This window comes from Nostoc sp., from assembly GCF_036917375.1.
Taxonomy (GTDB): Bacteria; Cyanobacteriota; Cyanobacteriia; order Cyanobacteriales; family Nostocaceae; genus Nostoc.
This window is the reverse complement of the sequence record NZ_JBALDN010000074.1, coordinates 1-12,681: the sequence shown is the minus strand read 5'-3', so window position 1 is coordinate 12,681 and position 12,681 is coordinate 1. Positions and strand designations below refer to the sequence as shown.

The 12,681-nt window shown below is 42.2% G+C and carries 11 protein-coding genes; 7 read left to right on the top strand and 4 right to left on the bottom strand.

All coding sequences use genetic code 11. From position 1 onward, the window contains the following. Positions 1-51: 51 nt before the first annotated feature. Complete coding sequence (locus tag V7K45_RS19330; protein WP_335006206.1) at positions 52-963, bottom strand: DUF2235 domain-containing protein; 912 nt, start codon at positions 961-963, stop codon at positions 52-54. A gap of 499 nt (positions 964-1,462) precedes the next feature. Between V7K45_RS19330 and mtnA the strand changes: the two genes are divergently transcribed. Then, positions 1,463-2,524 (top strand): S-methyl-5-thioribose-1-phosphate isomerase, encoded by a 1,062-nt coding sequence (gene mtnA / locus V7K45_RS19325; RefSeq protein WP_335006204.1) that lies wholly within the window; start codon positions 1,463-1,465, stop codon positions 2,522-2,524. 305 nt (positions 2,525-2,829) lie between these two features. Here mtnA and V7K45_RS19320 read toward each other — a convergent pair whose 3' ends face one another. The 3 genes from V7K45_RS19320 to V7K45_RS19310 form a co-directional block, all read right to left on the bottom strand. Continuing rightward, positions 2,830-3,705 carry an SIMPL domain-containing protein gene (locus V7K45_RS19320; RefSeq protein ID WP_335006202.1) on the bottom strand — a complete coding sequence of 292 codons (876 nt, stop codon included), beginning with the start codon at positions 3,703-3,705 and terminating at the stop codon, positions 2,830-2,832. A 176-nt stretch (positions 3,706-3,881) separates the two neighbouring features. Then, positions 3,882-4,256 carry a hypothetical protein gene (locus V7K45_RS19315; RefSeq protein WP_335006199.1) on the bottom strand — a complete coding sequence of 125 codons (375 nt, stop codon included), beginning with the start codon at positions 4,254-4,256 and terminating at the stop codon, positions 3,882-3,884. Positions 4,257-4,764: 508 nt separating this feature from the next. After that, positions 4,765-5,853, bottom strand: a complete 1,089-nt coding sequence (locus V7K45_RS19310; protein ID WP_335006197.1) for an NAD(P)/FAD-dependent oxidoreductase — start codon at positions 5,851-5,853, stop codon at positions 4,765-4,767. Between the two features lie 127 nt (positions 5,854-5,980). Between V7K45_RS19310 and V7K45_RS19305 the strand changes: the two genes are divergently transcribed. The 6 genes from V7K45_RS19305 (at position 5,981) to V7K45_RS19280 (ending at position 12,517) form a co-directional block, all read left to right on the top strand. Beyond that, the gene (locus V7K45_RS19305) at positions 5,981-6,823 is read left to right on the top strand and encodes a YaaW family protein (protein ID WP_335006195.1); all 843 of its coding nucleotides are present in this window, start codon (positions 5,981-5,983) and stop codon (positions 6,821-6,823) included. Next, positions 6,805-8,193: an O-antigen ligase family protein gene (locus V7K45_RS19300; RefSeq protein ID WP_335006193.1), complete on the top strand. Its 1,389-nt coding sequence runs from the start codon at positions 6,805-6,807 to the stop codon at positions 8,191-8,193. Before V7K45_RS19305 ends, V7K45_RS19300 begins: the two co-directional genes overlap by 19 nt. Positions 8,194-8,894: 701 nt before the next feature. Beyond that, positions 8,895-9,416 carry a Ycf51 family protein gene (locus V7K45_RS19295; protein WP_335006190.1) on the top strand — a complete coding sequence of 174 codons (522 nt, stop codon included), beginning with the start codon at positions 8,895-8,897 and terminating at the stop codon, positions 9,414-9,416. Positions 9,417-9,897: 481 nt separating this feature from the next. Beyond that, on the top strand, positions 9,898-10,053 hold the full coding sequence (locus V7K45_RS19290; RefSeq protein WP_335006188.1) for a hypothetical protein: 156 nt from the start codon (positions 9,898-9,900) through the stop codon (positions 10,051-10,053). Positions 10,054-10,097: 44 nt separating this feature from the next. After that, positions 10,098-11,288 (top strand): iron-containing alcohol dehydrogenase family protein, encoded by a 1,191-nt coding sequence (locus V7K45_RS19285; protein WP_335006186.1) that lies wholly within the window; start codon positions 10,098-10,100, stop codon positions 11,286-11,288. Further along, entirely contained in the window at positions 11,285-12,517 is a 1,233-nt protein-coding gene (locus V7K45_RS19280) for an aspartate aminotransferase (RefSeq protein WP_335006184.1), read from the top strand. Before V7K45_RS19285 ends, V7K45_RS19280 begins: the two co-directional genes overlap by 4 nt. Positions 12,518-12,681 lie beyond the last annotated feature (164 nt).

Sequence of the window (12,681 nt, the reverse complement as noted above, 5' to 3'; positions counted from 1 at the left end):
TTTATCGTACAGACTAACTAATTTAAGATGATTGCATTTACGGGCTACAGCCTAGCCACACAAAGGCTTTAACTGTTTTCGGAGATGTCTAAAGAATCCAGCATCGTTCTTAAAATCACATTCATAATTAGGGTTGATGCCTGTCGGAATTACATTTGGATCTAAGTCAAGACCTAATCCTAGTTCACCGATGGAATCAATCATCCACTGTAAAGCAGCATCTGATAACCCACTATTTTCTTCGGTTCCACCACCAACGCAACCGTGTACGCCTGGAAACCACTTTTGAATCACCCGCTGTTTTTCAGCATCAGGATGCTTTTTCATGGGAGTGACATCAAAGATTTCGCGGATTTCGTCAATCGCCATCGCGTGCAATGCATTCTGAACACATTTGTTTAAAGTAGTGTCATGGAATCTGTAGCGCATATTAAGCTGTTTGCTTAACCTACTAAAGGCTGGTATCCCAGGAATACCAAGGGCGCCAACGGTGTCAAAACAACCGAGTAAGGTTATAGGGACGCGATCGCCATAAGCTTGACGGTATTCTACTGCTGTCTTATCCTTGGGTTTAATGCCACGGTTACGGTAAAGCTCGTAGGCTTCATGTGCTTTAGTAACATGGGGGCGATCTAGAAGACCGGAGCAATAAATCATGCCGGCTAAACTTCTAACTGTGTAAGCACCACGACTGAAGCCGAACAAATAGATTTCGTCACCAGAAACATAATTGAGACTAAGAAATCGGTAGCAATCTTCTATATTTCTATCGATTCCTAGTCCGGTAGCTCCGCCTAAAACCTTTTGACCCTCGGTTCCAATGCCCTCGTCATAAAATACGATTTGTGTAACCCCATCACTGGCAATCGATTTCACAGATTGAGCTAGCTTTACCACATTGCTTGGATAAAGACTGGTTAACTGTTGCCAAGTTCCATCACAGCAAATCACAAGACGTTTCATAGTTCTATTTCAAAGGCTTTGAATAATTAGTTAAACTTTTATCAAAGTGTACATTTGCCATTTAGTTAGGACAAAAAAATTTTATATATCAACTCAGAGATGCTGATATTTTATAAATCCTTTAGCCAAACATCCTCCCACTTTTCTAATGAGAATGCAAGGACAGTTAAGCAGTAAATTACAGCAGTTTTCTTTTGCATGAGGTACAAAGTCACTGGTTTTGAGGCAGAAGGCAGAAGGCAGGTGGTCACTGAGCGTAGTCGTTGGCGCAGCCTCTCGTAGAGAAGTGAGGCAGGAGGAAGAAGAATAATTTGATTTGTGAACGCTTGGTTCTGTACCTCATTCAGTTGCAAAGTGCTGTAAATAAATATTAAGTAATCACCCGCGCAGCAAAATTATCAATAGCTAAAAATAATTAATTGAATTTTGTTTTTTCAAATGAAATCATCTAAGTGCATTAAAGTAAAAAATATTGACCCTTTACTAACGACCTTTTTCTATGACACCTTCGACAAACGAGGTTTATCCCGTTATTTGGCACAACGACTCAGTGTCACTAATTGACCAAACTCGTTTACCCAACGAATATACATTTGTGGAAATTCACCGCAGTGAAGATATGGCGCGGGCGATTAAAACTATGATTGTGCGAGGTGCGCCAGCAATTGGAGTGGCTGCGGCTTATGGAATGTATCTTGGTGCAAGGGAAATTAAAACAAGCGATCGCACCGAATTTCTGCAAAACTTAGATAAAGTAGCTCAGTTGTTGCGTTCTACGCGTCCCACGGCGGTCAATTTATTTTGGGCAATTAGCCGGATGCTGAAAGCCGCCTACGAAACGCTGGGAACAGTAGAAGACATCAAGCAAACCCTTTTCCAAACAGCCCAAGCAATCAACGCTGAAGATTTGCAAACCTGTCAAGCGATCGGCGACAATGGTTTGGCAGTTTTGCCCACTACCCCAGGAAAGCTGAGGCTGCTTACTCACTGCAACGCTGGGGCATTAGCTACAGCTGGTTATGGCACAGCCTTGGGTGTTGTGCGTTCTGCTTGGAGAGAGGGACGTTTAGAACGTTTATTTGCCGACGAAACCCGTCCCCGCTTGCAAGGCGCAAAACTCACCACTTGGGAATGCGTGCAAGAAGGGATTCCAGTTACATTAATTACTGATAATATGGCAGCCCATTGTATGAAACAAGGTTTGATTCATGCTGTAGTTGTGGGTGCTGACCGAATTGCTGCTAATGGTGACACTGCCAATAAAATTGGTACATATAGTGTTGCGATCGCAGCTAAAGCACATAATATACCTTTCTTTGTAGCTGCACCCCTTTCCACCGTTGATTTTGAATTAGCTGATGGCAGCCAAATTCCCATTGAAGAACGCGAACCAACAGAAATCTATCAAGTTGGTGATACCATTCTCACACCTGCGGGTGTAGATTTTTACAACCCAGCTTTTGATGTCACCCCAGCTGAGTTAATTACAGCCATCATTACAGAGAATGGAGCGATCGCACCTGATAAATTAGCGAAATCACAGTTAAAGCAATTAGTGTGATTGACGTTTAAATTGATGGGTAAATAAGTTCGTAATCAGGACTTTAGTCCTTGATGTTCTAACCCATATTCCGCAGATATTAGACATCTTGCAAAAGTTCCTTTTTCAAGATGTCGGGGAAAGGTTAAAGGGTAAAGGGTAAGGGAAAATTCCATCCATTTCCCCCCTTCCCTGGTTTTTCTCAAAAATATTAATAATCTCAATCACATCTACGGAATGTAGGTTAAAAGATGAAGTAAATAATTCAGTGCGATCGCACTTCCAATTTTGACTAAATAAAAGTGCGACGCAGTAAATATAAATGTTTATTTCGTTGTATATGTTACAAAAATATCCTTTTTCATTTCAACTTCTGCCGGTGCTTCTGGATCGTAAGCTGGTGATAATAAAAAACTAGCAAACGACGGTAAAGGAACTCCAGTTTTAGAATTACATGAGGGATAAAATAATGTGTAAAATGGCTCGGCGACAGAAGGAGTACTCAGTTTAACTTCCATCGCAGATGCTAAAGCCTGGGCGCGGCTTTGAGCATCTTTCATCGCTGATTGATAAACTGAACTCTGTAAAGCCTGACAGTCATTAACTGCGTACTCAACACCCACACTCTTGACAGAAAGGTTTTCAATCTGGCTTGTGGACTTGTTCGCTGTAGCAACAATTTCCTGAACGCGATCGCGCGTTGGTTTTTCTAGTCTCACCAATATCTTGGCGTTATTTTCACTGGCATTAGGATTAATTTGTACTTGAATTTTATCAGCCCTAATGCCTTTAGCAACTAAACTATCCACTACAGGCTGAAGAGTTGCTTTAGTAAGTGATTTTTTGTTTGGTAAAGGTTCTGCTGCTGTTTTGTAATTTAAAAGTAGAGTTGGTGAGGCAGGCCGGTCTTGTTGTTCCAACAAAGAGGGACTGCCGAACCCGGAGGGTGAGGATATTCGGCGGGTTTCTGGGAAGGCTGATGGTTGCGTTTGTAACTCCTCATTGCTACCTCCACTACTGAATACCAACTCAATATCCGCTGTATCTGCTGGCACTCTCACTACCCCTTGACCGATTACCATTAATGAATGGCGATCGCTTGCTGGTGGGTAAAACAATTGAGCATTAGTGACTTTGGGTGTTAATACTCCCATCCCGATACTCACGGAAATACTTAGCATTAGAGGAGTTATTTTTCTCATATCCTGGGAATATCCTTTGAACTTAGTAATTGTCAAAGTTTACACCTCAAGAGGAATATACTTAAAAAATTTTTGAGCTAATCCCACGGCTAAAGTCTGTGGGATTAGCTCAAAAATTCAAAATTCACTGCGGACGTTATGATATTTCAGCAAAGAGCCAAATCTGGTTAGAACTATTAACCAAACCAGTGAGAGGGTTCACAAGCTGGTTGAACTGTCTCACAAACACGATGGGTAATCCAATCTGATTTTTCTTGAACGATTAGACAAATACCTTGGTGAATCAAATTCTGTAAATGTAGTTGCTGCTCTAAGGGTTTACGAGGCAATTTGTAATAAGCCAAGCTTCCTTGTTCAGCCTCCGCTGGAATCTGTTCATTAGACATAACGCTGTAAAAGGAGGGAATGCGGCTGAGGACGAAAGTAATTAGCTCTTGGCGTAAATCAGGAATCGCAAAGGCTTGTTGATATGGATGGGATGGATATGTATTCAAAATACTTTCAATTTCTTCCACTATTGATTGTTGTGTTAAATTGACTATCGTTTTCATGGTTTTTAAACTCCTTTTTTAATCAAGTCAATGCTTGGTGGAGAAAATAACTTTTTTAGATGGCAACGTCGTGATGACAATCAGTTAAAAGTAACTCAACTTACAGATGCAATCACCCCCAAAACTAGCCTCTTATCTTGGTACAATCTCAGACATTTGGCTTTGCTTGTTTTAGTTAAATTTTATACTGTCTTACAGCATGACTTATTAAAATAGCGTCCAATAAGCTGGTAAGTTACCGACATTTTATATTTATAATCCTAATTATTTCAAATTTCTGTCAAAAAGGCAGAAATCTACATAAAACGCAGCATCAAGGCTAGGGGATCAAGACTAACAGCAATAAAAAAACTTGAATTAGGAACAAGTTTTTCATGAAGTTAAGCTTTTTGGATAATTGGCATCACTTTTTAGGTTCGCAGCAAAATTTGCTATTTCATCTAAAAAACTTATTTGTTGCACTTTGATTTAGTCAGTCAGAAAAATAGCGACTCACAATGGTGCAGGATCAGTCTAGCGACAGATGAAATGATCGGGCAAAAACGTTGAAAAAATTCACATTATCGAAAGAGAGATGATGCAACTGATTGTTAATTTCATCAGCCGCAGCTAATCCAGAAAGCATCGCACCTTCGACAAGATTGCCTGCACACCAATCACCGCAGCAAACTAAAGGTAGGGGAGTTCCAGCAGACAAAAAAGCTTCGTGCCAAGGATGGCTAGGAAAGGCATAACGCCAACGATGTACTTGCATCCATTCAGGAGTATTCAGCCAAGGAAGAGACAGAGATTCAGCTGCTCGTTGCAACATATATTGTCCCGCAGGTTGTAAATCCTGTGATTCTAGATGACGTTGGGCAAAATCAGCGCTACTTTGCACCACAAAATGTGGTTGTTGAGGGTTAGGACGCTTGCTACTGTCCAAACCAATCCATGCTAAATCAGTATTATCCACAAAAGTTAGGGCTTTCCACTGAGGGAGGGGTTGGGATGTAGAAGGATATCCCGCGATCGCACTAATCGAAGGATAAAATTCTACAGAACGCAAGTTATCAAGAAAGACTGCATCCAATACACTCTCATCCAAAGATTCCAATAACATCACAGCTTGGGGTGCAGGAATAGCGACAACTATAGCTTTTGCAGTTAATTCTTCATTACTAGATTCGAGAGTCAAACGCCAGCTATTTTCGGGAGTTGGGGTAATAGCGATGACACGCTGATTCAGTAATATTTCTAAACCTGGGGCGAGGGATTTAGCGATCGCACTCATTCCTCCAGGTGCAATATAACGCGGACTGCGGTTTTTCGGTTCAGATAAAGGAGCGCCTGCTGTGAGTTCGTAAACCTCATCTGTCCAAACTTCTAGGATATGGCGATCGCGTAATATCTCCACAAAACGTTCCAATAATTCACCCTTTGGTTTCAGGTAACAAGCCCCATGATCCGCCAAAGTTCCATGCAAGCGGCGTGTAGCTAGCCTTCCTCCCAAACCACGCGACTTTTCCACCACTACCACCGAATATCCAGCTTGACTTAACTGCTGGGCGCAGACTAAACCAGCAATTCCGGCACCAATCACTGCAATATCAGTCATGAGTCAATAGTCCCTAGTTAATTATTGGTCATTAGTTATTATCAAAGGACAAAATTACTACTAATGACTGCTGAAAGCTAATAGTAGAATAAGGTACAGAAAGCTGCACGGAAGGGAGGAAGGGAAATTGGATGAAATGAGGGCGGCGCTAGAGTTAGCGACCGAAGAAGAATTGCAAGATTTAACGGCAATTCTATTTAGTCGTAAGTTCAATCCCTTAGACTATGTACACACACCCGAACCCATCGAAGTACAAAGCCAAGACCGCAAAGCTTGGTTAGATGCACTAGAGGGCCGCTTTCGTTTTTTAGCGGCAGATGGGATAACAGTATTACGAGGACGCACAGGGCAGGTAACTTACCGACAAGCGTTAGTTCAAGTATGTAAGTATCTAAAAATTCCCTATTCTCATCAGCTGGCAACTATTGATTTAGAAGCAGAAGTATTTTTGCATCTGTTAGGACAGGTATGGAAAAAATTGCCGGAACAAGAAAAACAAAAATTGACTTTACAGGTGCAGCGCCAGTTGCTCAAATCAGAATTAAAACAACCCCTACCACTTTTATTACAACGTGACCCCTTGGGGTTACTTTTCAAAGGCGGTAGCGCGCTGGCGGTTACTTCTCTTCTCCAGCCACTTGTACTTAAGCAAATTGCTCGTCAATTTGCTATTCACTTTGCTACTTATGAAGTAGCCAAACAAACGGCAATTACAGGTACAGAAGCAGCTGCAACGCAATTTCAAAGCTATGTAGCAATGCAAATGGCGCAACGGGGTATGACAGTAAGTGCAGCTCGTTATGGGGCAGCCCGCACGATGTTTGCCGTAATTGGTCCAATGATGTGGACTTGGTTTATTGCAGATTTAGGCTGGAGAGCGATCGCTACTAACTATGGTCGAATTATTCCCACCATCTTTGCCTTAGCTCAAATTCGCCTCACTCGTGAGGAATGTTGGGAGCCAGCTTGAACAAAGTTTTTAACTATTTCAAGTCTCGTTGGCAATCTTCTTGGAACTACTCTCTATGGGCACTGTTAATTTTCCCATTGAGTCCTTTTGTGGGGGCTGTGACTGTAGGTTTTGTCTCATTAATAACTTGGCTGAAACAATCCCGCAAAATTAATCACCGCCCCCTCAACTGGGGATTTGCCCTGTTGAGTCTATTACTGATCGTGAGTGCTGGGTTTGCCCAAGACAAAACAGCAGCTTTCCTCGGCTTATTTAATTTATTACCATTTTTTTTACTTTTCGCTGCCCATAGCGCTCTAATTCAAACATTTGCCCAATTGCGGCAAATGGCTTGGGTTTTAGCGATCGGTTCCATGCCTGTAGCAATTATGGGCTTGGGACAATTATTTTTAGGCTGGAGTTTCAAGTTCCAGTTTGTGTGGGTTGTGTTTAGTTGGACAATCACACCAGGCGGAAACCCACCTGGTCGTATCGCTTCACTTTTCTTGCACGCTAACACCTTCGCAGCTTATCTAGTAATAGTTTTCATCCTTAGTCTAGGGTTGTGGATCGAACAATGGCGATTAGGGATGAGGTATTGGGGATTGGGCATAGGAGGCAGAGGAGTAGAGGGGCAGAGAGGCAGGGGGGAAAGACTGACTGCGCCCCACTCTCCAGTTCCCTTTCTCTTCCTAAGCGTGGCGGTGATTACAAATTTCATTGCTTTAATTTTTACCAACTCGCGTAATGGGTGGGCGATCGCTATTTTTGCCTGTTTAGCTTATGCACTCTACCAAGGTTGGCGCATTCTTGTAGGTAGCGTTGCTGCGATCGTCTCTAGTATTCTTTTGGCGGCTTTTGCTCCCTCATCAGTCGCTCACATTTTTCGCTTCGTAGTTCCTGCCTTCTTTTGGGCAAGGTTAAATGACGATATGTATCCAGATAGACCAGTCGCTTTAATGCGAAAAACTCAATGGGAGTTTGCCTGGTCTTTAGCTCAACAACATCCTTGGACTGGTTGGGGATTACGCAGTTTTAGTACACTTTACAAAGCAAAGATGCAGATTCCCTTGGGTCATCCCCATAACTTGTTTTTGATGTTATCTGCTGAAACTGGTTTTCCCAGTACTTGTTTATTTTGTGGCTTACTAGCTTGGATTTTGATTATAAGTGTCCAATTACTGCAAAAGTCAAAATATATAGATACAGGAGACAAATTGATATTTTTCAGTTATCTTCTGTCCTTTGTTGGGTGGATTTTATTGAATACAGTAGATGTAACCCTCTTTGATTTTCGTTTGAATGCACTTTCATGGCTAATTTTGGCTGCTATTGTTGGAGTAGTACATCGTTATCACGAAAAAGACAGGCTTGCATCTCGTCAAAATTAGGTATTAGTTTTTTCAGTGTATGCACTGGGGACATTGAGAGTTTTAAGTTAATAAGATTGTTATATTCACGTCTGTGAGTGTGACTAATACCTAATTAGTCACTGTTGCTGATTGTTGGGAAGGTGTAGGGACATCCCTTTGGGGTTTTCCTGCATGACGGGCATCTCTTGTAGATGCCCTTTTGTATATTTATTATTTTTATTTAGTTAAACACGATTCAAACACAGGATTGATCGGTTATATATCAAAAATTAATTTAACGCAAAATAATTTAAACAAAAAGAGAATATTAAATTAAACAGTGTTGTTAAAGTCGATTATTTAATAACATTAAACCTGAGATGTAAAGAAATTTGCTAAAACTTTTATTTTGGCTAATTCACTGGTTTAGGACTTTTTACATCGCCTGATTATCCCTGCAATTGCTGCCAAAAAAATGTGGTTTTTTGCTGACTTAACGACGCGGCAGCTAAAATTAGGATTCGCTCTGAATAAAGCAAAGATGCTGATTGAACGGCAATTTATTGATAGTGTTCAGGTTAAAGGGAAAGGTTTTTGAGTTTCTTTACCCTTTACCCCGACTTTTGCAAGAAGTCTAATATTCTGATTGGCATTAAAGACTACGATAACTCTTATGGTGTAAGCTCTCGGTAAAATGGGTGTGTCGGTAACGAAAAAAAGACGCCTCCATAAGCAACCTTATGCTCACAACAGCTAACTTTCTTCAGTACACCCAATGGTCAGGTATAGCTACATTGGTATTTGCTGCCTTGACATTTTTGGCTTTTATTCTCAAATGGGGCATCCGCTTTCGGTTGGTGGGTACGACTGGCTTTATGCTGGTGGTGACTGCTGGTTTATTTGGACTCTCAATAGTCCCCTTGAGTCGGACTGTGATTCCTGGAGCAGCCCGGTACACTCTAGTTTATGACAATGGCTCAACACAAGCGGTGATTGCCACATCACCCCAAATTACACCCACACAATTAGAAGCAACTTTACGTCAAGCAGCTAGCAATCTCTTTTCTTATGGTCGTTCAGGTACACGGGAAGACGGAAATTTGACAGTTCGCGCCCGTACCATTATCCACCCGGAAACAGGGATTTCTGTCCCAATTTATTTGGGTGAGGTCAAGCGATCGCTCGTTTCTCATCAAAATTCCCCGGTAACAGTCAAAATTTACACAGAGAATTTCGCCAAATTGCCAAAACCTACTGCTTAAGAGGCAGGGGAGCAGGGGAGCAGGGGAGAAGTAGCAGTAAGTCTTTCTCCTCTGCTTCTTATGCCCAATCCCCAATCCTAGAAAATAAAGTAATTTACCTGTTATCAGGATGACAAACATTATTTTGTATTTACTGATACATTAATGGTTATTTTTAGATTAAGATATTCACACTTTAGTGGTTATACTGTGGGAAAAAGTTAATTAGCATGGGGTAATGGGTACTGACAGTTGTAATTTGTCAGTTGTTGTCCTAATTGCCCCTGTTGCCATTTTCAAAATTCTTTGCAGCAAATCAAGGGGTTGTAGGGACATATATTTGCATACCTTTACATATATATCTGTAGCTAAAAATTGCATGAAATAGCACAAACGCCTACACATTATCAATTCTCGATTGCTTTTCTTGAGAATCTGACAATGGTAATGTTAATTAATTATACGGTTATTCAAAACTTTGATAGTTCGGAATTTCAGGCCAATGGATATTTATAGATTCAAGCAATGTCGTCAAACTACTCAATCACTCGGCAACAGGACTTGTCTATTTAATTGCTTGGCTCAAATCCAGATGATCTGGGTGTCAGGTTGGAGCTATCCAAAAACCAGCTTGGCAACAAGTATCCTCGATCGCTAGTCTATTTTATTAAGAAATATCAAGGTTTTGGTAAACGAGATTATATGCCCAATAATTTTTCTACTCAACCTTCTTTGTCTACTCAAACCTCTAGTTCGTTCTTTACGCTCACAGTTTCCCCCGCAAAAGTAATCCGTGGTTCTGGGGTGTTGCAAACAGCCGCAGCAGAGATTGCCTGTTTGGGAAGTCGTCCCTTAATTGTGGCAGGTAAGTCTACTCTCGCTATCAGCCAACAAAATTTACAACCAGTTTTAGAAGCGCAGCAGTTACATACTGTCCAAGCTTCTTATGGTGCAGATTGCTGCGAAGCTAGCCTGAAATCTTTACAGGAGAAGGCAAAAGAACATAAAGCTGATGTCATTATCGGTGTTGGTGGCGGCAAAGCCCTAGATACAGCGAAATTAGTCGCACAGCAGTTACATCTACCAGTGGTGACAATTCCAACTTCCGGCGCTACTTGTGCAGCTTGGAGTGCCTTGTCAAATGTTTATTCGGAAGATGGAGCTTTTCTCTACGACGTGGGGCTATCTCGTTGTCCCGATTTATTGATACTCGATTATGACTTGATTAAAACTGCACCACAACGTACCTTAATAGCTGGAATTGGTGATGCGATCGCTAAGTGGTACGAAGCTTCAGTTAGCAGTGGACACCTGCAAGACACTTTAATTATTGCTGCGGTGCAACAAGCACGAGTTTTGCGAGATATCTTGTTGCAAAAGTCAGCCGCCGCCCTGGAAGAACCAAGTAGTGAGATTTGGCGAGAAGTGGTAGATGCTACTGTGTTACTAGCTGGGGTAGTTGGGGGACTTGGAGGGGCGCAGTGTCGCACAGTTGCCGCCCATGCCGTGCATAACGGTTTAACTCATATTTCGGGACATGGCAGTATTCATGGCGAAAAAGTTGCTTTTGGGATTTTGGTGCAACTGCGTTTAGAAGAAATGCTACAAGGTAATCAACTAGCAGCATCGGCACGACAACAGTTGTTAAAGTTCTACACAGAAATTGGACTACCCCAAAAATTGAGTGATTTGGAATTGGGCAATATTACATTAGGTGAATTGCAAACAGCCGCCGAAATGGCTCTAGTTCCTAATTCTGACATTCATCGACTACCGTTTAAAGTCGCGCCAGAACAGTTGATGGCGGCAATGGTTTCTACCACTGCACCTATAGATAGTAGAGATACAACAAATCGAGTTTCGCCCAAGGGAATGAGTGACGAGGTTTTATGAGTTTAAATTGGATTGTCCCAGCAGAACGCATACAAAAACTACCACCTTATGTATTTGCCCGTTTAGATGAACTGAAAGCTAAAGCACGGGAACAAGGGTTAGATTTAATTGACTTGGGTATGGGAAACCCCGATGGTGCAACGCCAGCACCAGTTGTTGAAGCGGCGATCGCAGCTTTAAAAGATCCTAGCAATCACGGTTATCCACCCTTTGAGGGCACAGCTAGTTTCCGCCGTGCCATCACTAACTGGTATCGTCGCCGTTATGATGTGGTTCTCGATCCTGATAGCGAAGCCTTACCATTGCTGGGTTCTAAAGAAGGATTAACCCATTTAGCGATCGCCTACATTAACCCTGGTGATTTAGTTCTGGTTCCTTCCCCAGCTTATCCGGCACATTTTCGCGGCCCGGCGATCGCTGGCGGGAAAATCCATAGTTTGATTCTTAAACCTGAAAATGACTGGTTAATTGATTTAGCTGCCATTCCTGACGAAGTTGCAAGACAAGCTAAAATTCTCTATTTCAACTATCCCAGCAATCCCACCGCTGCCACCGCCCCCCGCGAATTTTTTGAAGAAATCGTCGCCTTCGCCCGCAAATATGAAATTTTGCTGGTGCATGATTTGTGTTATGCCGAGTTAGCTTTTGATGGTTATCAACCTACTAGCTTGTTAGAAATTCCCGGCGCGAAAGATATTGGTGTGGAATTTCACACCTTATCTAAAACCTACAATATGGCTGGTTGGCGCGTCGGGTTTGTCGTGGGCAACCGCCATGTAATTCAAGGTTTGCGGACGCTGAAAACTAACTTGGATTACGGCATTTTTGCAGCATTACAAACAGCAGCCGAAACAGCTTTGCAACTGCCAGATGTGTATTTGCACGAGGTACAACAACGCTACCGTACCCGCCGCGATTTCCTGATTCACGGGTTAGGAGAGTTGGGTTGGGATATCCCCAAAACCAAGGCAACGATGTATCTTTGGGTGAAGTGTCCCGTTGGTGTTGGTTCCACAGATTTTGCCCTGAACGTGTTGCAACAAACAGGCGTTGTGGTTACTCCAGGTAATGCCTTTGGGGTTGCAGGTGAGGGTTATGTCAGGATCAGTTTGATTGCAGACTGCGATCGCTTGGGTGAAGCTTTACATCGCTTCAAGCAAGCTGGCATCCGCTATCAGCCTGAAGCTGTAGTCCCCGCTTCAGAAGCGATCGCCGATCTCGTTAGTTGATTAGAGACAAGAAAACCAATATTACATGACTAAAATTTTTGCTGACGATCTTTGAGATCGTGTAAAAAATCTCAGAGGGTGACAACCTACCTATAAAGGTTGCTGCATAAGGGATAGGGCATAGAAACCACGCTGGAAATAGAGTCGTTTATGGGGTTTAAGCG

What these genes read in the sequence shown, in the direction of transcription:
- V7K45_RS19330 (WP_335006206.1), bottom strand. Translation starts at nt 963, where the DNA reads ATGAAACGTCTTGTGATTTGCTGTGATGGAACTTGGCAACAGTTAACC.
- mtnA (WP_335006204.1), top strand. Translation starts at nt 1,463, where the DNA reads ATGACACCTTCGACAAACGAGGTTTATCCCGTTATTTGGCACAACGAC.
- V7K45_RS19320 (WP_335006202.1), bottom strand. Translation starts at nt 3,705, where the DNA reads ATGAGAAAAATAACTCCTCTAATGCTAAGTATTTCCGTGAGTATCGGG.
- V7K45_RS19315 (WP_335006199.1), bottom strand. Translation starts at nt 4,256, where the DNA reads ATGAAAACGATAGTCAATTTAACACAACAATCAATAGTGGAAGAAATT.
- V7K45_RS19310 (WP_335006197.1), bottom strand. Translation starts at nt 5,853, where the DNA reads ATGACTGATATTGCAGTGATTGGTGCCGGAATTGCTGGTTTAGTCTGC.
- V7K45_RS19300 (WP_335006193.1), top strand. Translation starts at nt 6,805, where the DNA reads ATGTTGGGAGCCAGCTTGAACAAAGTTTTTAACTATTTCAAGTCTCGT.
- V7K45_RS19295 (WP_335006190.1), top strand. Translation starts at nt 8,895, where the DNA reads ATGCTCACAACAGCTAACTTTCTTCAGTACACCCAATGGTCAGGTATA.
- V7K45_RS19290 (WP_335006188.1), top strand. Translation starts at nt 9,898, where the DNA reads ATGGATATTTATAGATTCAAGCAATGTCGTCAAACTACTCAATCACTC.
- V7K45_RS19285 (WP_335006186.1), top strand. Translation starts at nt 10,098, where the DNA reads ATGCCCAATAATTTTTCTACTCAACCTTCTTTGTCTACTCAAACCTCT.
- V7K45_RS19280 (WP_335006184.1), top strand. Translation starts at nt 11,285, where the DNA reads ATGAGTTTAAATTGGATTGTCCCAGCAGAACGCATACAAAAACTACCA.